Origin of the sequence: Sorangium sp. So ce693 (assembly GCF_051521375.1) — a bacterium.
Taxonomy (GTDB): Bacteria; Myxococcota_A; Polyangia; order Polyangiales; family Polyangiaceae; genus Sorangium; species Sorangium atrum.
Window position 1 is genome coordinate 2,409,835 of the sequence record NZ_CP150347.1, and the last position, 25,278, is coordinate 2,435,112.

The 25,278-nt window shown below is 73.2% G+C and carries 17 protein-coding genes; 7 read left to right on the forward strand and 10 right to left on the reverse strand.

The features are described 5' to 3' along the window. Window positions 1–106: 106 nt before the first annotated feature. From WMF14_RS09230 to WMF14_RS09250, 5 genes are all read right to left on the reverse strand, one after another. Complete coding sequence (locus WMF14_RS09230) at window positions 107–676, reverse strand: tellurite resistance TerB family protein (RefSeq protein WP_437800159.1); 570 nt, start codon at window positions 674–676, stop codon at window positions 107–109. A 224-nt stretch (window positions 677–900) separates the two neighbouring features. Then, entirely contained in the window at window positions 901–2,058 is a 1,158-nt protein-coding gene (gene lipA, locus WMF14_RS09235) for a lipoyl synthase (protein ID WP_437800161.1), read from the reverse strand. An 81-nt stretch (window positions 2,059–2,139) separates the two neighbouring features. After that, window positions 2,140–3,285: an S-methyl-5-thioribose-1-phosphate isomerase gene (gene mtnA, locus WMF14_RS09240; RefSeq protein WP_437800163.1), complete on the reverse strand. Its 1,146-nt coding sequence runs from the start codon at window positions 3,283–3,285 to the stop codon at window positions 2,140–2,142. Next, window positions 3,286–3,618, reverse strand: a complete 333-nt coding sequence (locus WMF14_RS09245) for a hypothetical protein (RefSeq protein WP_272101253.1) — start codon at window positions 3,616–3,618, stop codon at window positions 3,286–3,288. Window positions 3,619–3,628: 10 nt separating this feature from the next. Next, entirely contained in the window at window positions 3,629–4,468 is an 840-nt protein-coding gene (locus WMF14_RS09250; RefSeq protein WP_437800165.1) for an SDR family oxidoreductase, read from the reverse strand. Between the two features lie 842 nt (window positions 4,469–5,310). Here WMF14_RS09250 and WMF14_RS09255 point away from each other — a divergent pair. Both WMF14_RS09255 and WMF14_RS09260 read left to right on the forward strand, forming a co-directional pair. After that, complete coding sequence (locus WMF14_RS09255; RefSeq protein WP_437800166.1) at window positions 5,311–6,477, forward strand: CAP domain-containing protein; 1,167 nt, start codon at window positions 5,311–5,313, stop codon at window positions 6,475–6,477. A 171-nt stretch (window positions 6,478–6,648) separates the two neighbouring features. After that, window positions 6,649–7,479 (forward strand): alpha/beta hydrolase, encoded by an 831-nt coding sequence (locus WMF14_RS09260; RefSeq protein WP_437800168.1) that lies wholly within the window; start codon window positions 6,649–6,651, stop codon window positions 7,477–7,479. Between the two features lie 51 nt (window positions 7,480–7,530). On the opposite strand, the gene WMF14_RS09265 is transcribed toward WMF14_RS09260, so the two are convergent. Next, window positions 7,531–8,505 carry a hypothetical protein gene (locus WMF14_RS09265; protein ID WP_437800170.1) on the reverse strand — a complete coding sequence of 325 codons (975 nt, stop codon included), beginning with the start codon at window positions 8,503–8,505 and terminating at the stop codon, window positions 7,531–7,533. After that, complete coding sequence (locus WMF14_RS09270) at window positions 8,506–10,200, reverse strand: hypothetical protein (RefSeq protein WP_437800172.1); 1,695 nt, start codon at window positions 10,198–10,200, stop codon at window positions 8,506–8,508. Between the two features lie 568 nt (window positions 10,201–10,768). Between WMF14_RS09270 and rlmN the strand changes: the two genes are divergently transcribed. Next, the gene (gene rlmN / locus WMF14_RS09275) at window positions 10,769–11,971 is read left to right on the forward strand and encodes a 23S rRNA (adenine(2503)-C(2))-methyltransferase RlmN (protein ID WP_437800174.1); all 1,203 of its coding nucleotides are present in this window, start codon (window positions 10,769–10,771) and stop codon (window positions 11,969–11,971) included. Here the strand turns inward: rlmN and WMF14_RS09280 are convergent. Next, window positions 11,949–12,737 carry a DUF5995 family protein gene (locus tag WMF14_RS09280; protein WP_437800176.1) on the reverse strand — a complete coding sequence of 263 codons (789 nt, stop codon included), beginning with the start codon at window positions 12,735–12,737 and terminating at the stop codon, window positions 11,949–11,951. The genes rlmN and WMF14_RS09280 overlap by 23 nt on opposite strands. A gap of 699 nt (window positions 12,738–13,436) precedes the next feature. Here WMF14_RS09280 and WMF14_RS09285 point away from each other — a divergent pair. Both WMF14_RS09285 and WMF14_RS09290 read left to right on the forward strand, forming a co-directional pair. Further along, window positions 13,437–16,901, forward strand: a complete 3,465-nt coding sequence (locus tag WMF14_RS09285; RefSeq protein ID WP_437800178.1) for a nitric oxide synthase oxygenase — start codon at window positions 13,437–13,439, stop codon at window positions 16,899–16,901. Window positions 16,902–17,393: 492 nt separating this feature from the next. Next, on the forward strand, window positions 17,394–17,810 hold the full coding sequence (locus WMF14_RS09290; protein ID WP_437800180.1) for a hypothetical protein: 417 nt from the start codon (window positions 17,394–17,396) through the stop codon (window positions 17,808–17,810). Window positions 17,811–17,855: 45 nt separating this feature from the next. Here the strand turns inward: WMF14_RS09290 and WMF14_RS09295 are convergent, their stop codons facing one another. Both WMF14_RS09295 and WMF14_RS09300 read right to left on the reverse strand, forming a co-directional pair. Next, the gene (locus tag WMF14_RS09295; protein ID WP_272101263.1) at window positions 17,856–18,131 is read right to left on the reverse strand and encodes a hypothetical protein; all 276 of its coding nucleotides are present in this window, start codon (window positions 18,129–18,131) and stop codon (window positions 17,856–17,858) included. 901 nt (window positions 18,132–19,032) lie between these two features. Next, window positions 19,033–19,950: a hypothetical protein gene (locus tag WMF14_RS09300; protein ID WP_437800182.1), complete on the reverse strand. Its 918-nt coding sequence runs from the start codon at window positions 19,948–19,950 to the stop codon at window positions 19,033–19,035. Window positions 19,951–20,213: 263 nt separating this feature from the next. Here WMF14_RS09300 and WMF14_RS09305 point away from each other — a divergent pair, with 263 nt between their 5' ends. After that, window positions 20,214–21,230, forward strand: coding sequence for a hypothetical protein (locus tag WMF14_RS09305; RefSeq protein ID WP_437800184.1), 1,017 nt, complete (start codon window positions 20,214–20,216; stop codon window positions 21,228–21,230). Between the two features lie 97 nt (window positions 21,231–21,327). Then, the gene (locus tag WMF14_RS09310; protein WP_437800186.1) at window positions 21,328–25,029 is read left to right on the forward strand and encodes a serine/threonine-protein kinase; all 3,702 of its coding nucleotides are present in this window, start codon (window positions 21,328–21,330) and stop codon (window positions 25,027–25,029) included. The last annotated feature ends 249 nt before the right edge of the window (window positions 25,030–25,278 follow it).

Genomic DNA, 25,278 nt, shown 5'->3' on the forward strand with positions numbered 1-25,278 from the left:
CTCGTCGCAGCGATCTCGCCCGGGGTTTGACTCGCCGCGGCGAGCTCGAACCCGCGCGCGCCCTGATGCGCGTCTCCCGCCGTACGCGGCGGCGCTGATGTCCACGCTAGACGTTCACGGGCTCGGCTGCCTGCGCGAGGGCCTCATCGACGGCAGCCGCATCGAGCTTGAACCCGCGCGCGAGCTGCTCGAGCACGCCGTGCTCCTGCGCGCTCACGCCGCCGGAGGCGTGCGCCATGGAGGCCGCCACGCGGAGCACCTCGCGCTGGTGCTCGGTCCGCGCGATCGTGCGGGCGACCATGCTGATGCGCTTCTCCAGCCCGTCCTCGGCCAGCATCTCGCCGAGATCGGCGAGGAGCGCCTCGAGCTGCTTCTCGTGGACGAGGTTCTGGCACGCGCCGGCGACGATCGCCTGGAAGCGCCCGCGCTCGTCGTCGTCGAAGTGGCCGTCGGCGTTCGCGACGAGGAACGCGGCCTCGATGATCGTCTCGAAGAGCGCCACCGCGGCGGGATCGAAGCCGGTGGGCATCGTGATGTCTTCGATCGGAGGGCGCGCGCTGTAGGCCCTCGCTGCCTGGGCCAGGATCGACGCCACGCGCACGCGGGGCGCCTCCGAGCCGAGGCGCGAGGCGCCGGGAGCGATGCCGCCGAGGCGCCTGTTGATGGGAGCGGACATCGTGGTGTTGGACCCTCCTGCCGAGCAATACGCTCGGCCAAACGACCGGAAGCGTCAAGGCGCTTGGCGCGAGCGGCGGCCACCCGCTTCGGATACGGGCCCATCTCGACGTTTTCGGTGCTCAGCGCACTGGAGTGCGCTTGCGCGCCGAAAACGCCGATCTGGGCCCGTCTCCTGTGCGGGTGGCCGCCGCTCGGGTGGGCGTCGCTCGGGTGAGCGCCGCTCTAGCGGCGGACCAGGGAGGCTGCCGGGACGAGGCGCGCGGGGCTCGCCGACGCCGTCGCTGGGCCGCCGGGCGGACGGGGCTCGTCGGGGTCGAGCTCTGCGGTGAGGCGGGCGGCCTCGCGGCGCGCCACGGCGAGGCGCTCCTCGAGGAGCGCCTCGACGGCCGCGGCGCCCGCGGGAGCCTCGCCGGCCGGGGCGCCCGAGGCGGCGGCGGGGAGCGCTGCGCCGCCTCGGTCCATCAGGCTGCGGACGAAGACCTCGGCCGCCTTGTAGCTCGAGCGAACGAGCGGCGCGCTGGCGGCGTAGAGGAAGCCCATCTCGAGCGCCGCGCGCTCGAACGCGGCGAAGGTCTCGGGCTCGACGAAGCGCTGCACGGGCGCGTGCTTCGAGGAGGGGCGGAGGTACTGGCCGATCGTCACGATGTCGACCCCGGCCGCACGCAGGTCGCGGAGCGCCTCCAGCACCTCGTCGTCGGTCTCGCCGATGCCGACCATGACCGAGCTCTTGGTGAGCCGCCGCGGCGCAGGGGCGCTGCCCCCCGCGGCCTCGGCCGCGTCGGCGGCGAGGCGCCGCTGGCGCTCCTTCGCGCGCCGGAGCACGGCGAGCGACTGGTCGTAGCTCGACCGGACGTCGCGGATGACGCGCGTGATGCGGCGGACGACCTCCACGTTGTGGGCGAAGACGTCGGGCCCGGCGTCGACCACCATGTCGACGGCGCTCATGTGGCCCTGGAAGTCGCCGACCAGCGTCTCGATGAGCAGGTCGGGCCGGAGCGCGTGCAGGCGGCTCACCGTGCGGGCGACGTGCTCGGCGCCGCCGTCGAGCAGGTCGTCGCGGTTGACCATCGTCATCACGACGTACTGGAGCGAGAGCCGGGCGATGGCGCGGGCCACGTGCTCCGGCTCCCGCACGTCGACCGCGCCGCGCGGATCGCCCGTCGTGACAGCGCAGAAGCGGCAGCCGCGCGTGCACACGTCGCCGAGGAGCATCACCGTCGCGGTCCCCTCGCGCCAGCACTCGCCGACGTTCGGGCAGCGCGCCTCCTCGCAGACCGTGTGGAGATCGAGCTTGCGGAACGTCTCCTTGAGGTGGTGGTACGTGTCCCCCCCGGGAGCGCGGACCTTGAGCCATTCAGGTTTGGGCGAGAACTGCGCCATCAGGGGTGTCCTTAGCCCATGCGGCGGGGGAGCGCGAGGGGGAGGGCGCGCGCCGGCTCCGCCGCCCTCTGGCGCGCGGCGCTAGCCGGCCGGCGGCGCCGGCGGCACGGAGCGGCTGATCTCGCGCGTCGTCAGCTTGCCGCGCTCGGTGAAGACGGCTGTGACGAGCTCCGCGGGGGTGACGTCGAAGGCCGGGTGCCGGACGGGCACGCCGGGCGGGACGACGCGGCGACCGCCGACGACGGCGAGCTCGTCGCGGCTCCGCTCCTCGATGGGAATCGACGTGCCGCTCTCGGTGGCGAGGTCGATCGTGCTCCACGGGGCGGCCACGTAGAACGGGATGCCGTGGTGGCGCGCGAGGCAGGCGAGGCCGTAGGTCCCGATCTTGTTCGCGACGTCGCCGTTCCGCGCGATGCGGTCGGCCCCGACGACGACGGCGCCGACCTCGCCCTTCTGCATGAACCACGCGGCCATCGAGTCGGAGATCACCTCGACCGGGATGCCGTCCCGCTGGAGCTCCCAGGCGGTGAGGCGGGCGCCCTGGAGGTACGGGCGGGTCTCGCACGCGAGCACGCGGAGCGCCTTGCCCTCCTCGATGGCGGCGCGGATCACGCCGAGCGCCGTGCCGTAGCCGCCGGTCGCGAGCGCGCCCGCGTTGCAGTGGGTGAGGACCGTGCCCGACTCCGGCAGGCGCGCCGCGCCGGCGCGGCCCATCTGGTGGCAGGCGGCGACGTCTTCCCGGTGGATCTCGCGGGCGAGCTCGGCGAGCTCCCGCGCGCGCTCCTCGCCGCGGCGCCCGGCGTTCTGCAGGGCCGCGGCGATCGCGCGCCGCACCGCCCACCCGAGGTTCACGGCGGTGGGCCGGGCGGAGGCGAGGTGCTCCCCGGCCGCCCGCATGGCGGCGACGTAGCTGGAGGCGCCCTCGTCGCGGGCGGCGCGCGCGGCGAGCGCCATCCCGTACGCCGCGGCGATGCCGATGGCCGGGGCGCCGCGGACCGCCATGGTCCGGATCGCCTCGGCGACGCCGGCGGAGTCGGTCACGGTGAGGTAGCGCTCGCGCTCGGGCAGCTCGCGCTGCTCGAGGAGGAACACGCGATCGTCGCCCTGCGCGAGCTCGACGGCCGAGTAGTCGGCGCCGGAGAGCGCCGCGGCCGGCTCCCAGGGCGGCGCCGGCCGCGCGCCGTCGCCTGGCCTCGGTGTCTGCTCTGCTTCGAAGCTCGTGCCCATTCAGCCCCTCCCGTTCGAGCGCGACGGCTCCCCTGGCGATCCGTCGTCCGGCCCCTGCGCCTCGGCGCTCGCGGCGAGCCGGCCGCGGATCTCCTCCGCGACGGTCGAGAAGTCCTCCGCCGCGTCGGCCTTTCGGCCCGCAAGGTAGGCGCGGAGCGCGTCGGCGGCGAGCAGCGCGAGGCTCGCGTTGATCCCGCGCGCCGTGAGCGCCTCGATCACGTCGCCGTTCTTGAGCAGCGTCTCGAGGTCGTCGAAGACCGCGGCGAGCTCTGGCCCGGGATCGATGCCGCCGCCGGCGGCGGGGCGCGTCTTCTTGTCGTCCTCGCGGGTCACGGATCGCGCCTCATGATTTGGTGGCCGTCGCCTTGGGGATCGCGGTGAAGGGGAAGTGCGGCGGCTCCACGCCTGGCACGCACTGGTACTTCGAGAAGTCGGTGACGCCCTCCTCGCGGAGCAGCGCCTCGTCGATCCACGCCTTGCCGCGCCGGGCCGACGGCTCGCGCGAGAGCAGCGCGAGCGTCGCGTCGGCGAGGATATCCGCCTTGCGCCAGAGCTCCGGGCCGCCGAGGCCGAAGTTGATCGTGGCGAAGCTCTCGATCGCGGTCGCGGGCCAGAGGGCGTGGGCCGTGATGTTGTGCTCCGCGTACTCGCCGGCGATGGCGTCGGCGATCATCGTCATGCCGAATTTGGAGACCGCATAGGCCCCGTGGTGGGCGCAGGCCTCGGCGTCGACGGGGGGCGACATCATGATGATGTGGCCGTATTTTTGCGCGATCATCTGGGGGAGGACGGCCTGCGAGAGGGCGAACGACGCGCGCACGTTGATGCCCATGATGAGGTCGAACTTCTTCATGGGTGTGTCCACGACATCGGCCCACCAGAGCGCACCCGCGTTGTTGATGAGCGCGTCGATGCGCCCGAGGCGCTCGACGGCGGTGGCGACGGCGCTCCTGCAGGCCTCGTCGTCGCGGACATCGAGCTTGATGGGCAGCGCGCGGCGGCCGAGCTGCTCGACCTCGCGGGCGACGTCGTGGATCGTGCCCGGGAGGCGCGGGTTCTCGGCGACCTCCGTCTTCGCGGCGACGACGATATCGGCGCCTTCTCGCGCGCAGGCGAGGGCGACGGCCCGGCCGATCCCGCGGGAAGCTCCTGTGATGAAGACAACGCGGTCCTTGAGGCGCATGGTTTGCGGTCATAGCACAGGAGCCGCCGCGGGTGCTGCCTCGCGGTTCGCTGCCGAGCGGCCGTGCTGCGAGGTCGCCGCGCCGTCGTTGCAAGGGCGTCAGGTCGTCAGGTCGTCGGGGCGCCTTTCCACGAGCGCGACGGCCGCCTCGCCGCGCGGGTGAGGCGGCGCGCGCGTGCGGCGGGAGGCCACATCCACCACCCCGCGCGTGACGCAGGGACGAGCTCTGCCGCGGCCGTGAGCGGGCGAGGGCCCTCAGGCGAGCTGCGCGGCGTGGCGGTGTGGCGAGGAGCAGGGGAGTCGCGCGGAATGTCATGGGCGTTCGATTGGCATGCTGCTGACATGCGGCCGCCGCTTTCCGGGGAGCACATCGATGCATGAGCCCGGCCGATCGAGGCTCGCATGATGCTGCCGCTCAGCCGCGCCGCTGATCGCGGTCAGCCGTCGGAGCACGGACACCCACCCTTCGGATCAAGGAAGATGGTGTGTTCCGCTGGGGCCATGTCTCACACCGCCTTTGCGTGAAGAAATCCTGTGTTATCGAGCGTCGTGAAGATCGTTTTCACAGTTCTTGAAAAGATCCAGTGATTCGACGGCAAATCATGCGCGCCGGAGTGTTTCGTCTCTGGACATGCCAGCGGCCAGGTGACACCGTGGTGTGAGCGAATCGAAGGGAGGCGCTGCGCTGCGTGGGATCGCGCCGTGCGCTACTCCGCCCCCTGAACAACGCTGTACTGGGGTGGCCCATCGAGGTGTCGTGTGCCCCGGCGTACGTGCCGGCGCGCGCCGCGACGCAGGGATGGGTCGGGCTCAGACGGGCTTAGAGAACAAGGAGCATGCACATGAGCGCTTTGCACAGGACGCTTGTCCTCGCCTTCCTCGCTGGCTGTTCTGCCGTCGGCTGCCTCGCCTCGTCCGAGGTCGACGAGGAGCCGTCGGCGGAGCTGTCGGAGGACCAGTCCTCGCCGCTCGCGGGGGCGGTCTGCGATACCGCGTCGGAGGGCGCGGACGTCGAGCTCTCCTGTCCAGCCGGCGAGGTCATCACGGCGATCCAGTTCGCGAGTTACGGCAGGCCGCGCGGGGTCTGCGGCGGCTACGCGGCCACCGCGTGCAACGCGCCGACGTCGAAGGCCGTCGTGGAGCGCGCGTGTCTCGGAAAGGCGAGCTGTACCGTGCGGGCGAGCAACGCGACCTTCTCTGGCGATCCGTGCAGGAGGACCGCGAAGCGGCTTTACGTGCAGGCGGCGTGCGGCCCCTCGACGCCGGGCAGCGGCGCGGGCGGCTCGACGAGCGGCACGGGAGGCGCGGGCGGCACCGGCGGTACGGGAGGCTCGACGACCGGTACGGGGGGCGCGGGCGGGGCGGGAGGCGCGGGCGGCTCGACGAGCGGTACGGGCGGCACGGGGGGCTCGACGAGCGGTACGGGAGGCGCGGGCGGCTCGACGAGCGGCACGGGAGGCGCGGGCGGCTCGACGAGCGGTGAGGTCTGCGGCAATGGGGTTTGCGGCGCGGGCGAGGACTGCTCGAGCTGCTCGAGCGACTGCGGCGCCTGCCAGATGTGCAGCGGCGCCGGGCCCAGCACGACTCCGCTCGACACCGAGGAGCAGGCGTTCCTCACGATCATCAACGAGTATCGCGCGCAGAACGGCCTTGGCGCGCTCTCGGCCTGCACCTCGATGAGCCGCGCTGCTCAGGGGCACAGCGAGGACATGCGCGATCAAAACTATTTCTCGCACACGAGCCTCGACGGCCGGACGCCCTGGACCCGCATGTGCAACGCCTGCTACGAGCTCGGCTGCGGGGGCACCGCCATGGCCGAGAACATCGCCGCTGGCAACTCGGCGGCGCAGGCGACGTTCACTCAGTGGAAGAACTCGGACGGCCACAACAAGAACATGCTCGGCTCCGCTTACAAGGTCATCGGCATCGGGCGGGCGACCGGGGGCGGGACCTACGGGTCCTACTGGACCACGGTGTTCGGCGGCGCCTCCGAGGCGAGCTGCAATTAGGCCGGGCATCCGCGGCGGCGGCCGCCTGCTCGCAGCAGCGTGTCACGCGTGAGGCGTTCTGCCATGGCGGCGCGGCGCGGTCTGGGAGCCGAGATGGCCTGGGCCGCGCCGCGCGCCGCAGCGGAGAGCAGTCGCCGAGTGGCGGCCTGGTGATTGCTTCACACCGGGACGGTGGAACAGCATACCTCCGCGAAAACACATGTCATCTATCTCCTCGGTCCGTACCGGATTCCCGGCTTCCACGGGGAGCGCAACGTGCGTGTCTACATGCCCGACGAGGGGGCGCGTGACGGGCGGCCATCGCCTGTGCTCTTTCTGTTCGATGGGCAGAACGTCTTTCACGACGACCCCTCCTACAGCGGAGGGTGGCACCTTCACGAGGCCGTCCATGATCTTGCAAATCGAGGTCTCGAAGCGCCGGTCCTGGTGGGGATCGATCACGGCGGGCCAGAGCGGTTGACGGAGCTGTCGCCGTTCCCGGGCGACGGCAGCGAAGGGAAGCTCGACGATTTTCTGGGCTGGCTCACCTCCGAGATCGTGCCGGCCGTACAGGAGCGCTTCGCGGTGAGGCGCGACCCGGCCAGCACGGCCATTGGCGGCTCATCCATGGGGGGCCTCGCGGCGCTCTATGCCCATTGGCGTTGCCCCGACGTGTTCGGGGCCGCGCTCTGCATGTCGCCATCGCTCTGGTTCGCCGAGCGGAAGATCTTCGACGTCCTCGCGTCGTTGGCTGTCCCGGCAAGCTCGCGGCTGTACGTCGACGCCGGCGCTCAGGAGGACGGCGGCTCGGTGCTGCGCGACGCCGCGCGGCTGGTCGAGCAACTTCGCCAGCAGGGCTACAGGGAGGACAACCTGCTGTTCTGCCTGGACGAGGATGGGACCCACTCCGAGGACGCGTGGCGCCGGCGCGCGCCGGGGGCGCTGCAGTTCCTGTTCACCGAGGCCGCCCGGGAGCAGCAGGGCGGCGTCGGAGCGCTGGAGGGGTCGCAGGAGGCCGCCTGATCTGTTGCGTTTCGGCGCTCTTCGCACCGGCGGCCCAGGCCCTGTCGTCTCCTACCGCCGCCCCTTGCTCCGCTTGCGCGTCCCCTGGACGATGCGCGCCGCGTAGCGCGGCGTCGGGGCGGTCGCGCCGAGCGCCGCCGACAGGCGGTCGACCTCCGCATCCGAGAAGGACGTCTTCCGGAGCGCCGCGATCGCGTCCGCCACGACGTCGCGCGACTCGGGGCGCTCCGCCCGCGTCTTCTCCTCGAGCCAGCGCACGACCTCGGGGAAGCGGCCGGCGAGGGCCGCGATCTGCGCGGGCATCCCCTGCCGGAGCAGGCGCAGGCCCTGCAGCCGCTCGTCCGCGCGCGGGGAGCGATCCGAGAGCACGAACGCCTCCTCGAGGCGCTCGACGACCTCCGCGCCCGCGGAGAGCCGGGCGAGCAGCGTGCGCTCGGCGAGCGCCTCGAGCGCGACGTACGCCTGCAGGTAGCCGTCGGTCCAGGACGAGAGCTCGGCGACCACCGCGTCGCCGCGCGCCGCGATGACGGCGCGGAGCGCCGCCACCACCCCGTCGCGCACGACGCGCCGCGGGTCCTCGGCCAGCTCCTCGAGCGCCTCGAGCGGATCCAGCCCGCCCTTCCCGCGGCGCGCCCCGCCCGCGCGCGGCGCCTGCCCCGCTCCGCCCGCCCGCGCCGCGAGCGACGCGAGCGCCTGCGCCGCCACGATGAGCGCGTACTCCTCGGCGGTCGAGCAGAGCGCCCGCACGAGCCGCTCGGCCGGCGCGCCGCGGTCCGCGATCGCCGCGCCGACCGCCCGCGCGAGGTCCAGGTTCACGCGTGGCAAGGGGGCGTTCGGCCCGAGGTCGGGGCCGGGCGCGCGCACCCCGCCGCGCCGGGCGGGCAGCCCGGAGCTGCGGTCGAGCAGCGCGAGCAGCTCGGCCGGATCGCCGAGCTGCACGGCGCGCTCGATCGCCGCATCGATCTTCGGGTTGCGCAGCGCGCCAGGGGGAGTCGCCCCCCGGCGCAGATCCGACGTGTCAGCCATTCAGAACCCCAGGGAAAGACCGACCTCCGGGGAGAGGACGGTGGTCACGGCAGGAAAGGTGAGGCTCGCGCGGAGCGCGAGGTTCAGTGAGAGGGCCTCGATCGGCGCATAGGCAACGCCTGCGCCGACCGACGCGAACCCCTGGCCCGCTTGCCGGGTCGCGAGCAGCGTCTGTCGCCGGGCCTCGACCCTCCCGCTCGCCCCCGGCCTCGTGCAGGGGCTCGTCCTGTCGGAGGGGTCGGCCCCGCAAGCGGTCGCGTCCTCGAGGACCTCCACGTCGACCTCGGTGTCGACCTGCGCGACCCCGGCCGCGGCGAGCACGAACGGGCGCGCGCCGAGCTGCTCGAAGGGCCGCGCGCCGAGGAAGTACTGCGCGCGCGCCTCGAGGTGGAGCGGCAGGAACGAGGCGCCGCCCCCCGTCGTGCCGCCGGCCGCGAAGCCGACGCGGCCGCCGACCGTGAGGTTGTCGAGGACCAGCCGATCGTAGGCGATCGTCACCCGCGACGTCGCGAGCGCGAAGCCGAGGTTCACGTCGTTCGCGACGTCCGGCGTCGGCGTGCCGTCGTACCGGGTCCCGTCGCCGCGGAGGCACACGAAATGGTCGCTCCGCTGCGACGCGACGGTGCACACGTCCCGGCCGGAGAGCAGCGCAACGTCGGGGGAGAAGGTGAGGGCGACCCAGCTCCTCCGGACATCCGGCGCAGCCTCCGCTGCGGGTCGCGCGACGCACGCGCCGCCGGCACAGGCGAGCCCGCGGCTGCACTGCCGGTCGTCGAGGCATTGCCGCGGGCGCTCCTGCTCCGGAGCCGCGCACTCCGCCGGCGGAGCGTGACCGGGCCAGCGGGGCGGCGCCGAGGTGATGCTCTCCCGGATCTGCGTGATCAGCGGGGCGTCGCGCGCGCCCGCGCTCGCGAGGATCGCGCCGTCCTCGTCGATGGCCGCGACGTGGTAGCGGAGCGTCCCCTTCTTTCCCACCGCGGCGCAGGGCACGTTGATGCCGAACCCCTGGCCCCGCAGCTTCTTCATGACGAGGGAGCGGACCTCGCGCTCGCCGGGCGCCAGGTACCAGACAGTCACCTGCTTCACGCTGGGCAGCAGCTCGGCGGGGACCTCGACATAGAGCGGAACGGGCGTGCGGACGCGCTGCTCGGGCAGGGGCGCGATCTGGATCTGCCCCTCCGCCGCCTCGCCCTCCGCGGGCGACCCGGCCGCTCCAGGCGCCGCGGGCGACCCGGCCGCTCCAGGCGCCGCGGGCGACCCGGCTGCCCCGGCGCCGGTGGCCGCGCGCGCCTGCTCGAACGCGGACGAGGCCTCCGGGTTCGCCAGATCCGGGTCCAGCTTCGCCGACGGATCGACGCGGAGGGCGTCGGCGAAGGCGCCGCGCGCGTCCTCCAGCCCCTTTCTGCCCTGAGCGAGCACGGTGCCCAGCGCGACCAGCAGCCTCGCCTTGACCGCAGGCGAGCAGCCTGACTCGCCGCAGGCGTCGAGCGCGGCCCGGAGCTTGCGCTCCGCCTGGGCGAACCGCGTCTCGAGGTAGTCGGTCCCCATCGCCTCCTTCAGGGCCGCCTCCGCCTGCGCATTCCGCGGCGGAGCCTGCGCGGCCGCGGCGCCCGCGGCGAGCCACCCGGCGACGCCCCCCGCGATCGCGAGGAGCGCGCGCGGCGCGCGGGAAACAGGGCCGTTGCGTGCGGACATCGGCCCGCAACGTAGCCCACCGGTGCGTCCGCGAGCGGTAGAAAAGCTCGGGCGCTGGAGCCCCGCTCACCCGATCCTGGAACACGCCACGCGCAGGAGGGACAAATAATCCACAGGTTGTTCCCAGGTTGTGGAAACCCCGTGGGACCCTGACACCTCCGCGGAGCTGCCGGATCCTGCGCCGATCGCGGGGCGGCAACCCCTCCAAGCGCCGGCGCCAGCCGAAGCCAGCCCGGGCATGGACGCGCCGCCCACACCGATGCAATTGATTTTTCTGCGATTTCTGGCGCTCCGTTGCCCGGCGCGCCGCCCGACTTCCGGGCGCTAAACTCCCTCCTTCGGAACCAATCTGCAACCCAAAAATCACGTTCCCGAGCCCGGTTTGACAGTCCACATGCTTGTCCACAGATTGGCCACCTGATGGCCCCAGACGACGCGCAGGTTTCGTGTCGGACAGGGGGCGCCGGGCGAGTTCTCGCTTGTCTTTCGGGTGGCGATCGACATGCGATTGACAAGCTCGGCGTCGCTGGGCCGCGCGGCGCCGCGCGCGGCGTGCTAGCGGGTGCGCATGCGCGTTCCGGAGATCCCCGAAGAGATGGCGTCGCCCCCGCGCGCCGGCGACCCGCCGGCGCAGGTCGCGGGGCGCCCGCTGATCCGGAGGAGCGCGCGCGTCCCACGTCGGCGCGCGCAGCTCGCCGACCACGACGCGGCCTCGCTCGCGGAGCTGCTCTGCCGGGCCGGCGGCACGGCGTCGGCGGCGCGCTCGGTCGCCGGCAAGGTGGTGCGCCACGCCTTCGGCGCCGAGCCGGGCGCGCCTGTGCCTGCGCCGGCCTGGGACGCCCGCGCGCTCGCCGCCCTGGGCGTCGGGGCCTGGGCGCACGAGGCGTTGCTCGAGCTCGATCCGGCGCCGTCGCTCGAGATCGCCGAGCGGGCGCCGGCGCAGGACGACACGCTCCGGCTCGTCCTCCGCACGCGCGACGGCGCGCTCATCGAGTCGGTGCTCATCCCGGGGCCTGCCCGCACCACGCTCTGCGTCTCGAGCCAGGTCGGCTGCGCCCGGGCCTGCTCGTTCTGCGAGACGGGGCGGCTCGGGCTCGAGCGCCAGCTCGCCGCCGGCGAGATCGTCGATCAGGTCCGGATCGCGCGGGCGCTCGCGGCCGAGCGCGGCGGCGCGCCCCTCAGGAACCTCGTCTTCATGGGGATGGGGGAGCCGTTCGATAACCTCGGCGAGGTGCTGAAGGCCATCCGGCTGCTCACCGATCCGCGGGCCTTCCGGTTCGCGCCGTCGCACGTCACCGTGAGCACCGTCGGGGTGGCGGACAAGATCGAGCCGTTCTTCCGCGAGGCGCGGGCGGAGCTCGCCGTCAGCCTCAACGCCCCGGACGACGCCCGCAGGCAGGCGATCATGCCCGTGAACGCGCGCTTCTCGATGGCGGCGCTGAAGGAGGCGATCGCGCGAGCGCTGCCGCAGGGGCGGCGCGTGCTCTTCGAGTACGTGCTCTTCGATCGCTTCAACGACGCCCCGGAGGACGCGGATCTGCTCGCGGCGTACGTCGCCGGGCTCCGGTGCAGGGTGAACGTCATCCCCTGCAACCCCGGCCCGGATCCGGCGCTACGCCCGCCGTCCGCCGCGCGGCTCGACGCCTTCGTGGCGCGGCTGTCCGGCCTTGGCGTGACGACGCTCGTGCGGCGGCCGCGGGGGCGCGACGTGGGCGGCGCCTGCGGTCAGCTCGCGGGGATGGCCCGCGTCAGGCAGCCAGGGCCAGCGTGAGGGCGGCGCCGCTGGCGAGCGGCGCCCCGACGCGGAGCGCTCCATGGCCCGCCGCGAACGTACGGGCGATCTTCCCCGAACGCTGGTTCATCCGGGCGAGCACCGCGCGCTTGCCCGTCTCGCCCGTGTGCCCGAGCGTCGCGAGCAAGGAGAGCAGGTCGGTCCAGACCCGGTCCCGCCAGCACTTGAGCAGGTACATCACGACGCTCGAGACGGCGCGCTCCACGTCCCGGCTGAAGGTCGCGACCCGGGCGAGCGGGCAACCATAACGAACGCGCAGGATCGCGAAGATCTCCGGCATCGCCGCCGCGAGAATTTCATTCACAAGGTCGTGGTCGTGACGGTAGCGCCCGAGAAGCCGGGCGTCCTGCGCCGCGCCGTGCTGGACGATGTTCCGGTAGAGCCCGAGGGCCAGGTCGTAGTTGATGTGCGCGTTGATGCCGAGCAGCCCGTGCACCGCCGCCGCCGCCCCGCCCGCGCTGGCGCACCGGAACGCGACGTCCCACGCCTCGACGCCCGTCGACCGCCCTTCCAGCGACGCCGCGAGGGCCGTCAGGTAGTACTCGCAGAAGATCCCCGCCAGGCGCGAGATCCACGCCGGCTCGAGGAACCGGCCGTCCGAGCCGGCGCCGACCGCCTCTTTCACGCGGCGCGTGATCACGGCGTAGACGTCGGGGAACACCGCCCGCGGATCGTTCCTCTCGCGCAGCCGCGCGGCGACCGTCTCGAGCGCGACCAGCGCCTCGGAGACGTTCGCCGGCGCCATCGTCACGCCCTGCAGGACGGGATGACGCGGGGCGGATGCCGCGGGATGGGACGCAGCCAATGACCGCGTCTGCTTGCTCCTCATCGCCAGGGGTTGATCCGAAGTAAGGGTCTTCATGGCTGCGCTGAGCGGGCGAATTCAAGGATCGTGCCCGTATGTCCGGTCCGCAGTCGTACACAGCCACAGGATGTACGAGCGCACGCAGAACAGCGCTCGAGCGCGCGCGACAGGCGCTTGCACGCTCGTTCGCCTGGTCTCCCTTCATGTCGGATTTCCCGCGAATGCGGCGGAGGACGCTCGCCCGTCGACCCGGACGAACGGGCGAGGTCTGGGTGACGCCCCGCGGCTGCCAGCGGCGGGACCGTCGAGCGGTGACGCGTCGGCGTCGCGCCCAGACGCGGTGACAGCGCAGGCCGGCGCACCAAAGTGCCCCATCATGGGGCAGATTGTGACGCGCGGACGGATCTCCTCGACGCAAAACAGGGGATCGCCTTACGCCGCGCGCACCCTGGCGGCCTGGGTGCGGCGGTGTGTGCCGGATCGCGCGGGCGTTTTCGGGTTTCGGCCGGCCGGGGGATGCGCCGTATCCTGGGGCGGAGCGCTCCGCGCCTGCGCGCAGCCATCCGCCATCGATCGTCGATGCCGCCCGGCGGCCGCGAGGGCGGTTGCGCTCCTTCGCGGCTGCCCCTGCCGAGCACCATGAGCTTCCTCAAGATCGTCTGTTCCGAGCCCAGAAACGACCTCGCCTCCTTCCTCCAGTCGCTGCCGATCGAGCCCGCGGAGCGGGCCATCGCGCTCGTGATGAGCACCGCGGATCTCGCCTATCCGCTCGTGGCCGCGCGGACCTTCCTCGCGTCGGCGAGGGAGGTGGGCGCGTCGCACCTCCTCTGGGTGGCTCCGTACTTCCCTCCCTCGAGCCGGGTGGGGCAGCAGATCCGCGACGCTGAGGCGTCCGTGCGCGCCTCCGGCCAGCCGGTGACGACGGTGTGGCACGGACCGCTGCTGAGCGCGCTCAGCCTCTGGCGCGAGGACATCCGGCTCCGTCGCGCGCTGCCGCTGCCGCTCGGCGGCGGCGCGTTGCCCTGGGTGGCGCCTGCGGACGTGGCCCGCAGGGCGATCCGTGCGCTCGAGCAGCCCGGCGCGCCGGCGCCCGTCGTCTGCGGCCCCGCCGCGTGCTCGGGCACCGAGGTGGCGGCCGCGCTCTCCCGCGGCCTCCGCGCCGGCCTGACGAGCGAGCGCTTCGCGTGGCGCCGGTTCGAGGAGATCGATCGCGACCACAACCGCAAGCTCAGCGAGGACGAGCTCCTACCGTACCTCACCGGCCTCGGGATGCACGCCGACGAGGCGAAGGCGCTGCTCCTGGCCGCGGACACGACCGGGGACGGGACCGTCGACTTCGAGGAGTTCACCGCCGGGCTGCGGGGGCGGCTCGACAACCTCGTCCAGCAGCTGCTGCGCGAGGACTCGTTCGAGCTCCGGTACGTGGACACGCCTGCCGATCAAGTCGTGGCGGCGCTGGTCCAGGCGGGCCTGCGGAAGGCGGCGGCCGAGGCGCTGATCGAGGGCTGGGCGAGCCTGGCCAGGGAGGGGATCCCCGCGGACGTCCGCGGGTCCGACGAGGCCTGGCTCGAGCTGCCGCCCGCGAGCGTCGACGCCTGGGCCGAGCGGCACGCGCTCGATTTCGTCAACGTCCACCTCCTGCCCGGGCAGGGGCTGCTCTCGCGGCGCGAGGGGGTCGTCGAGAGCAGCGCCGCGATGGGCGCCCTGGCGGGCAAGGAGGCCGCGATCTCGAAGATCGTGGACGGCGGCGGTCGCATCCTGTCGCTCTCCCGCGCGCTCGACGGGAGCGGCGTCTCGGCGCGGTGGCTCGACGCCCCCGCGGAGAGCCTCCGGTGGGTGCCGTGCGGGGATCGCGACAAGCGCCGGGCGCTGCTCGTGTCGAGCGGGCAGCTCACGGGGCTGCACGTCGAGGGCGAATGGCAGGACCTCCCCTCGGCGATGCGGCTGCTCATGGCGCGCGGCCCGCTGCCCGGCTGGCAGCTCACGACGTTCCGGGAGCTCGGCGAGCTGAAGATCGATCAGCCTGCGGCGCTGTTCGAGCCGAACGAGGTCGTGTGCAACTGCGCCGGGGTCAAGCGCGGGCAGATCACGAGCCTCATCGAGGCCGGGTGCGCGACGCCCGCCGAGCTGTCGGAGCGGACGCGGGCGGGCCAGATCTGCGGCGGCTGCGCCCCGGCGGTCGCCGAGATGTTCGGCGGATCGAGCCTCCAGCAGGCCGAGGTGAAGGCCGCGCGGGAGCTCTCCCCCGGGATCTTCCAGATCACGCTCGCGCCGGTGGGCGGCGCGCCTGCGGCGTCGGTGCCCGGGCAGCACGTGCTCGTGCAGGGCTACCTCGATCGGCGCTGGGTGGCGCGCGCGTACACGCTCTCGGCGCCGGCGCGCGCCGGCGGCGACTACGAGATCACGGTGAAGCGCGAGGAGCTCGGGGTGTTCTCGCGGTGGCTGTGCGAGCGCGCCGCGGCCTCGCTGCTCCGCGCGTCGGCGCCGAAGGGCAGCTTCGTCCTTCCGGCGCCGCCCGTGGAGCGGGTGGTGTTCCTCGCGGGCGGGATCGGCGTCACGCCGGCGATGGCGATGCTGCGGGCGCTCGACGGGAGGGCCGGCCGCCCCGACGCGCGGGCCTTCCTCCTCGACTGGTCGGCGTCGCGCGCCGCGGATTTCGCCTATTTCGAGGAGGATCTGCGCGCGATCGCCGGCCGGACGCCCGGCGTCGCGTTCCGCTTGCGGGCGACGAAGGCGGAGGGGCGGCTGTCCAGGGAGCAGGTGGCCGAGCTGTATCCTTACCGGCCGGGATCGCGGGCGCTCGTGTGCGGACCCGATGCCTTCATGCGCGACGCGCAGGAGCACCTGCGCGCGGTGGGCTGGCCGCCGGACGCCATCGAGCAGGAGCTGTTCAGCTCGAACGTCGACACCGCCGGCGAGGTCCGCCCGACGCCGCTCCGGCGCGCCGGCGCGGCGCGGGCGGCTGGCGGCGTGTGTCCGGTCGAGCACGGGTCGTTCCACGTGACCCCCACCGCGCCCGAGGCGGTGCCGACCGAGGCCGAAGCGTTCCTGCGCCAGTGCTACGCGGAGCTCGGGGTGCCCTCGGCGGTGGAAGAGCGCTGGCAGGAGGTGCGGGCGAGCCTGGAGAAGCACGGGACGTACACGCACCTGCCCGACGAGCTCGCCTATGGCGCCCGGCTCGCGTGGCGCAACAGCTCGCGCTGCATCGGGCGCTTCTTCTGGTCGACGCTCCACGTGCGCGACCTGCGCCACCTGAAGACGGAGGAGGAGATCTTCCAGGCGCTGGTGGAGCACCTCGATCTGGCGACCAACGGGGGCGACATCCGGGCGACCATGACGGTGTTCAGGCCGGGTGAGCCGCGGATCCGCATCTGGAACGGCCAGCTGGTCCGCTATGCGGGCTACCGGCTCCCGGAGGGCGGCATCCTCGGCGATCCTGGGAACGTGGAGCTGACGGACCAGGCGCTCGCGCTGGGCTGGCCGGGCGGTGAGCGGACGCGCTTCGATCTGCTGCCGCTGATCATCCAGATCGGCGATGGCCGGCCGAAGTGGTTCGAGCTGCCGCGGGAGAAGGTGCTCGAGGTGCCGATCGAGCACCCCCGGTATGGATGGTTCGCCGAGCTCGGGCTGAAGTGGCACGCGCTGCCGGCGGTCTCCAACTTGGCCCTCGATCTCGGGGGGATCCAGTACACGGCAGCGCCGTTCAACGGCTTTTACATGGGCACCGAGATCGGCGCGCGCAACCTGAGCGACGTGACGCGGTACGATCAGCTGCCGCTCATCGCGGTTCGCCTCGGGCTGGACCGGACGCGCAGCGACACGCTGTGGCAGGACGCGGCGCTGGTCGAGCTGAACGTCGCGGTGCTGCACTCGTTCCGGCAGGCCAAGGTGCGGATGATGGACCACCACACGCTGTCGGAGTACTTCAAGAAGTTCGAGCAGCAGGAGCGGCAGTGCGAGCGTCCGGTCTATGCGGACTGGACGTGGATCGTTCCGCCGATGTCGGCGTCGACCATGGCGGTGTTCCACACGAACATGGAGAACAAGATCCTGAAGCCGAACTATCTGTATCAGGACGATCCGTGGAAGGAGCGGAAGGGATAGCGGCGGAGGCGCATCCACGAGCGGACGCCGGAAGCTGGTAACGCGTCGCCTGAGTTCGTCACTGGCTGTGAGAGAGGTGTTGCCGAGACGCCTGGCCCCCGGAGGGGGTGCTCGTCGCGCGGGCGCGGGGTGGGGCCCCGCCGAACTCGCTCCCTGGATGTGAGAGAGGTGTTGCCGAGACGCCCGGCCCCCGGAGGGGGTGCTCGTCGCGCGGGCGCGGGGTGGGGCCCCGCCGAACTCGCCTGAGCCCTCTCTCCTCCGGCAGAGCCGGAGGAGAGAGGGCTCAGGCTCAGACATCGGCCCATCCCCACCCCGCGCCCGCGCGACGAGCACCCCCTCCGGGGGCCTACCGCGGACGCAGAACCAGGAGGAACTCAGGCGCTCATGCGGGCCGCCGACACGGGCGGACATGCGCGAGGGGGTGGCGGAGGGGGGGCGCAACGGATCGAGTGAGCCGCGAGGGGGTGGCGGAGGGGGGGCGCAACGGATCGAGTGAGCCTCGAGAGCATGGCGCTCGGTACGAGCGAGTACATGGCGCCCGAGCAGGCGACGGGGATGGTTCGCGAGATCGACGGCCGGACCGACGTCTTCGGCCTGGGCGCCACGATGTTTCGGGTGCTCTCCGGTCGCGCGATCCACGGCGATGCGGCCGATGCGCGCCTGCTCATCGCCGCGGCGACGGAGCGGGCGTCGTCGCTCGCGCTGTGGGCGCCGGACGTGCCCTCGGAGGTGTGCGACGTGCGCGACGTCGTGGGTCGCGCCCTCGCGTTCCACAAGGTCGAGCGTTACCCCGACGCGGCGACGATGCGCGCCGACGTCCGCGCGGTGCGTGCGGGCCGCCTGCCGCCGTACGTCGTGGTCGTTGAGGAAGGGCGGATCCCGGCGGGGGACCCGCTTCCTCGTCGCTGAGGGAGCCCACCTCGCGAAGGGCGCCCTGCGCGGCCGCGGCGCGCGTCAGCGGCCGCGGGCGCAGCGGAGCCGGCCGTTGTCGTTCGCGATATCTCCTCTGCACCTCCTGAAGTCGTCCAGGCGTGTCCTGTTGAAGCGTCCCCGCCGGTCCTCGCACTTGGCGAACAGCGTGCCTCGCTCCGTCCGGATGTCCCTGCACGTCCTGCTATAGGAGCCGCGTGGTGGCCGATCGCGCTCCTGAGCTTGCGCCACATCGCTGCTGGACAGCACGGCGGACAGCGAGAGCGCGCCGAGGATCAGCGCGCCGAGCAACTTCTTCATGGTTCCCCCCTTTGGCGCACCGCCCTGCGGAGCGGTGCTGTTGACGATCTCCTGGGGCGGGCGCTCCGGATGCGCAATCCTGCTGGAACCGGGGCCCTGGTCCCGAGCGTGGACCATCGAGCCGCAGAGACACGGCAGGCGCGGAGAGGCGTGGAGGCCGGAGCGCTGGTCTTCTGCGCTCTGAAACCGTGATTCTCCGTGACTCCGTGGATCGAGCCCTCTGCATCTTCCAGAGCGCGTCGGCCTGTTCGTGCTCTGATACGTGGGCGGCGCGTCCATCGTGCCGGGATGTGATACGTGGAGATGGCCAGAGCATCGAACACGTTGAAGTCCTGAAGAAATCAACGGAAGGGAAGACAAACCGCAAGGGGCGCAAGGGGAAGACGAAGACTATCTCGTCCCTGATCACTTGCGCCCCTCCGCCCTTGCGGTTTGTCTCTTTCTCGCATTCCTGGCCCTTGGCGCTGGACGGGAGGCCGACGGACGTGGGCTGCATCCACGCGGTCTGCTCGCACCCTGCCTGCGCACCGCCGGCAGGGACATTTCGCGTCCGCCACGCGGGCGGCGCTCGCGCTTTGTGACGAGCGGTATCCAGCGGCGCTGCGCTGCACGGCGCAGCCGGAGATCTACGAGCCGGTCGGCTCTCGGGCCGTCGACGAGCACAAGGTCGTCGATGGTGCCGCGCCGCGGCTCGACCGGCGGCCCGTGCGGCGCGTCGAGCTCTTCGCCTGCCCGGACGCGCTCGGCATGGCGGCGACGGCGGAGCCGCACGTCTTCGTGGACGGCGACGATGCCATCGGCGGCGCGGGCGCTGTGCGGCTCATGGTGCGAGGGCCCTTTCCGGGAGGGCCGCTCATGCTGCCGCGGCCGTTCCGGTGCCGAGGTGCGCCGGCGGCGGCGCTCAGCGCAGGGCCTGCTGTGCGCTGGACGCGGTGAGCGCCTGCGCGTGCCACCGCTCCAGCGTCGCGAGGTCGGTGCACGTCTCGATGCGCGCCGCATCCTCCGGGGCGAGCCCGAGCTGCCGGTGTGCAAGCACGCGGCGCAGGGCCGCGCGCGCCTCGTCGAGGCGACCCTCGAGGCGGCCTTCATGGCGACCTTCGTCGACCAGACGCTGCTTCATCTTGGGATTGGCCGTGAGCAGGACCTCCAGGATGCGGTCCTGACGCGCGTCGATCTCGGGATCGCCGGTCCTGGCGAACCGCCACAGGAGCTCCTCACGGGCCATCATCGACATGGGCAGGTACTGTAGCATGGACAGCACCCATTCAAGCGGCCGGCGCGGCGCCACGCAGCGGGCGAACTCGTCGAGCGGCTGCCCCGAACGGGCGACCAGGAACGGCACCAGCTCGTCGCGCAGCGGGAGCTCGTTCGCCGCCACCCACACGAAGCAGCGCCCCAGCGGCTCCACCGCGTAGCAGCCAGGAGCGAAGCGAACGGGATGGCGCGCCTGCCTCAGCCACTCCGGAACGTGCGGCGCCGCCAGCCAGAGCGGCGTTTCACCCGGCCAGGACGGAGCCCGCTCCTCGACCCGCTGCACCTGCCTGGCCTGCCGGCGAAGCAGGGCCCGCTCCACCGCGCTCATGTCCAGATGGTCCCCCGCGAGCTTCAGCTCGACCACGATCTCTTCGTACATCTGAGCGGCCGGCCACGGAGCCGGCAGATGCGCAAGGATGCCCGGGCGGTGAATCACGAGCAGCCCGTCGGCCTGCACCTTCTCCAGCCTGATCTCGGGTGGATCCCGCCACAATACCGCACCGGCCGTGACCCGCTCTGTCTCTTCGGCAAACGTCCGCTTCGCGAACAGGTCCGGCTGACCCATGGTGTTGCGGGAGGTAGCAGACTGGGAGCGCTGCAGCCAACGTCACGTGCAGGCGGCAATCTCACGGATCGCCGTCTGAGGACAAATCTCGCGATGTCGCCGCTCGGAGCGCGATGGAATGTGCGATTCTCGAACTAAAATCGAGCTGTCTCCGTAAAGCAGCTGGCAGGTGCATTGCCGCCGGTATCTCGCCGTCAATGGCCTCGCGGACCGGCTGAGAGCATGTTATGCACGAGGGCGTGCGAGTCTTCTTCACGATCGCGATGTCCGTTACGTCGGCTGCCGTCGGCTTGAGCAGCGCCGGTTGCGCGGACGATCACGTCCCCGCCTCAGGAAGCCAATCCGACGGCGGCGGGGGTCTCGGCGGCAACGGCCTCGGCGGCAACGGCCCCGGCGGCGGCGCGGTGGCGTCGTCCGCATCGAGCAGCGCAGAGACGTCCAGCTCGGCCGGCGCCGGGGGAGGGGAGGAGGGACAGCTCGACAGGTTCGGGATTGCGATGCTGCGGCCCACGCTGCCCTCGGGCAAAGCGTGGTTCTCGACCTGGGACAACGGCGCCGCGCGCAGCTTTTCGGGGATCGACCCTGCCGATGCATGGTTCGACGCCGACCACGGCGATGCGTCCTATGACACCGACGGCCAGGGCATTCTCAAGATCAGCGGCCGCGTCCCGCGGATGTACGTGCACGACCCTGCGCTCGCCGACTCATGGCGCGACGTCGAGGTGACGATGTATTTCCTGCGGGCCGCCGACGACGGGACACCCTACGGCGGCCTCGTCGCCATGACGCGCACCAACCACGGCACGATCGGGGACGAGGACGTCAACCAATGCGACACGCGCGGGATCGCCGCCCGCATGCGGTATGACGGCAAGATCGATTTCGAAAAGGAGACGAAACACCCCGCCTCGACGGCCATCCTCGGCAAGACGTACTGGGAAGGCGGCATGCCGGAGCAGGTATGGATCGGGTACAAGCAGCTCGTCTATGACCTGCCGAACGGCGATGTGAAGCAGGAGCTCTGGATCGACGAGACCGACGGCGCGAGCGGAGGCACCTGGGTGAAGATCCACGAGCACGTCGACCAGGGGACCGACTTCGGCGTGGGCGGCGAGCCCTGTCGGCCGGGCGTCGATCCCGCAATGAGGCTCACGCGGGAGCCGACACGGGAGGGCTCGGAGACCGGTAAGCCCAACATCAGCGTCTATTTCCGGAGCGACGGGGTGGGCTCCGACGGGCTCCTCTACAAGAAGGGCAGCGTCCGCGAGATCGTGCCCTGACGGCGCCCGCGCACGAACGCATGATGGAACGCGCGAGCGAGCGGTTCCTGCGGGAGCGCCGGGGTGGCTAGGGTATGCTCGGCGGCGGATGCCCAGCTTGTCGCCGAATTCCTCCGGAGCCCCGCTCGGGCAGGGCGCCAGCCTGGGCCCCTTCCGGCTCGTCCGGCAGCTCGGCAGCGGCGGGTTCGCGCCGGTCTGGCTGGCGGAGGAGGTCTACGAAGGCAGGAAGCTCCGCGACGTCGCCATCAAGCTCTTCTTCGTACCAGAGCAGCTCGCGGGCTCGCCCGACGCGACGGCGGCGTGGCGAGACACGATTCTCGACGAGGCGCAGGCGCTCTGCCGGGTCGAGCACCCGAACGTCGTGCGGTTCTATTCGTTCCAGCGCGACGACGCCCTCGGCGTGGTCGGCCTCGTGATGGAGTATGTGGCCGGCACGAGCCTCGATGAGCTCTCTCGCGAGGCAGGCCGGCTCCCCGAGCGCGTCGTCCTCGAAGCGGCGTCCGCCGTCGCCTGGGCGCTCTCCGCTGTGCACACCGCCGGGCTCGTCCATCGGGACGTCAAACCAGCCAACGTCGTCCGAGGGTCGGGCGTCTACAAGCTGATCGACTTCGGGATCTCCGGGGGAAACGCGCGGAGCTGGGTCGAGGGAGGGCGCACCGCCCCCACCGGGCCGCCGCCGACCGTGGCGGTCGACGGTTACTCCGGCACGGTGCTGGCCGAGGAGCCGGCCGGCGCGACCATGACCTTGAGCGTGCCTGTGGTCGCCGGCGGCGTCCGGGAGCTGGGCTCCGTGCTCGCGGGCACGCCCGGCTACATCGCCCCAGAGTGCGCCGTCGGCCAGTCCGCCACGCCCGCCAGCGATCTCTACGCGCTCGGCGTCCTGATCTTCCGCCTGAGGACCGGCAGCCTCCCCGCCGAGATCGAGCGGCGCAACGGGGAGGCAGCGCACTGGCTCCTCGTGCCGCGGCGACCGGCTCCCCCGCTCGAGGCGCTCGTGCCCGACCCGACGACGGCGACCGGCCTCCTCTCTCGACTCACCGCGACGCTGATCGCCCTGGATCCTCAGAGCCGCCCCCGGCACGCCGATCAGGTCGCGCGCGAGCTCGATCGCATCCTCGCCGCGCTCGATCCCGAGCTCGCCCCGCCAGGGAGCAAGGAAGGGTCGCAGCCGCCAGTTCGCGGGTCCGAGCGATCCGCGCGGCCGCCGCCCGAGGACCGCCCCGCGCGGCCGCCGCCCGAGGACCGCCCCGCGCGGCCGCCGCCCGAGGACCGCCCCGTGCGGCCGCCGCCCGAGGATCGTCCCGCGCGGCCGCCGCCCGAGGATCGTCCCGCGCGGCCGCCGCTCCTCGGGCGGCGGGCCGAGCTCGACGCGATCGCGCGCGCTGCGCAGGCCGCGCAGGAGGGCCGCGTGCGCGGGATCGTGGTGGGTGGCCATCAGGGGATCGGGCGCAGCCGGCTGCTCGACGCCGCGGTCGAGCGCACCGGCTGGGACCTGCGCCACGTCGTCCGGCTCCGGTGCCTGCCGGAGCGACGCAGCCCGTTCTATCCGCTGCGCCGCGCCGCCGAGGAGCTCGTCGAGAGCGACGTCCCCGAGCTCCGCGCGCTCCCCGCGGCGCTGGAGCGGGCGCTGTCTCCGGCGCTGCTCCCCTCCGCGGACGAGGTCGCGCACACGGTCGAGGCCATCGAGGACGCGCTGCTGCGGGCGAGCGCCCGCGAGCCGCTGCTGCTCCTCGTCGACGATCTGCAATGGGCCGACGCGGCGACGCTGGAGCTGATCAAGCTGCTCCTGCGGCGCGCCGCCGCGGAAGGGCAGGGCCGGCTGCTCGTTGTGGCGGCCGCGCGCAGCGAGCCGAGCCGGCCGGCCCCCCTGCGCGCCCTGCTGGGCGAGGTGCGCGCGCGGGTGTGCCCCGGGGTGGCCTACCTCGGCCTCGCGCCGCTCGATCTCGAGGCCGCCGCCGAGCTCGCGCAGGCGGTGGGCCGAGGCCTGCACCTGGAGGACACGCTGGGCGGGGCCGCGGCGCCCGCCGCCCCGCTCGCGCCCGCGCTGGAGCGGGCCGTGGTCGCGACGTCCGGGGGCGTGCCCTTCTACATCGTGCACGCGCTCATGGCGTGGCACGAGAGCGGCGCGCTGGCGCTCCGCGACGGGAGCCTCTGCGCCGCCGACGACCGGGCCCTGCGGGGGGAGGTCCCCGGCGTGGCCGATCTGCTCGAGGCCCGGGTGGCCTCGTTCGCGGCCGACAGCGCCGCCGAGCGCAGCGCCCTGCGGACCCTCGCCGCGGTGGCGCTCTGCGGCGGCGGGCTCGGCGTCGACGTGCTCCTCCGCGTCGTGGGGGACGACGAGCGCGCCGAGGCGGCGCTCGAGGCGCTCGTCGGCGCGGGCGTGCTGACGGCCTCCGGCGACGCGCAGGAGTACAGCTTCCCGCAGGAGATGGTGCGGCAGGCGGCGCTCCGCCTGACGCAGCGGCGGCCGTGGTTCCAGCGGCTGCACAGGGCGCTGCTCGACGCGCTCGCGGAGGGCGCGCAGGGGCGCGTGGACGCGGGGCTCCTCGGCGCGGGCTACGAGCGGCTCGGCGCCGTGGCCGAGGCGCGCCGCTGGCTCGGCCGCGCGATGGCCGAGGCGGCCGCCGCAGGGCTCTTCGAGGAGGCGGCGGCGCTCGCGGATCGGCTGGCCGCGCTCGCGGCGGATCCCGAGGCGCGCGCCGGCCTCGAGATCGATGCGGTCCGGGCGCTCATCCAGGGACGGAAGCTCGAGGAGGCGAGCCGGCGGCTCGTGCGCCTCTCGGAGCACGCCGTCGTGGCGCGCGGCGGGCCGCTCGACGTGCGCCGGCGCATCCACCGGCTCGAGGTGGCGCGCGGGCTCAGCGAGGCGGGGGCCGACGATCCGGGGCTGCTCGCCGACGCGGACGCGCTCGGCGAGGCCGCGCTCCGCTGCGAGGCGCGGATGGCGCTCGCGGGGGTCGCCTCCGGGGAGCGCGCGATGGAGCTCGCGGGCGAGGCGGTGGAGCTCGCGGCGGGCGCGGGCCCCGCGGCCGAGCTCGCGGCCCGCGTGCTCCGGTGCGAGCTGAACTACGCGCAGAACCGCCGCGATCACGGGCTGCTGGAGCGCGACCTCCAGCGCGCGCTCGCCATCGCGGCGCCGCTGGCCTCGGCGTGGCACAGGGTCCACATCGGGGGCGATCTCGCGGTGCTCGAGGCCGAGCTGGGGCGGACCGGCGTGGCGATCGATCGGCTGCGCAGGCTCGTCGCCGAGGCCGAGCAACAAGGGATGCGGGGCCAGCTCCGGCTGCTCCTGCAGAACCTCTCGGCCTTCCTGATGCGCGAGGGGCGCGCCGCCGAGGCGGCGGAGGTCGCGCAGCGGACCGCGGAGCTCGCGGCGCAGGACGGGGATCCCGCGCTCCGCGCGGCGGCGCTCTCGCTCCTGGCGGCGGCGCTCACGCGGGCCGGCCGGCCCGCCGCCGCGCTGGAGAGCGCGGATCAGGCCGAGCAGCTCCAGCGGGCGCGGGGGGACCGGTACCACGCGCTGACGCTGCTCCGGCGCGCCGAGATTCACTGGGAGCTGGAGCGGGTGGGGGACGCCCTGGAGGACGCGGTGGAGGCCAGGCGCGTGGCCGAGGAGCACGGCGACGACAGCATCGCCGCCGGCGCGCGCCTCTGGGCGGCGCTGCGCCGCGCGCAGCTCGGCAAGATCGAGGCGGAGCGCCGGCGGCTCGTCGGGGAGGTGCGCGCGTCGAGCCCGCGCGTCATCGGCCTCCTGCGGGGACTCCTGCCGGAGATGGCGGCGTGGCTCGACGAGGGGTGATCGCATCGTCGGCTTGAGCGCCACGGCCGGCTTAGAAGGCGCGTGACGACGCAAAGGCGGACGACAAAGCGCCGGAGCGCGAGCACACCAGGGCCGGCGGAGTGCGATGGACAACAGCGCGCGTGCGCATGCATTCCTCCACACGCTCACCCTTGTGGCGCGACGGGTACCAAGCGGGCCAGCGGCCCGGGGGCGGCCCGCTAGAGCGAGGCGAGGAGGGGTCGAGGGCCAGCTCCTTGTCGCTGTCGC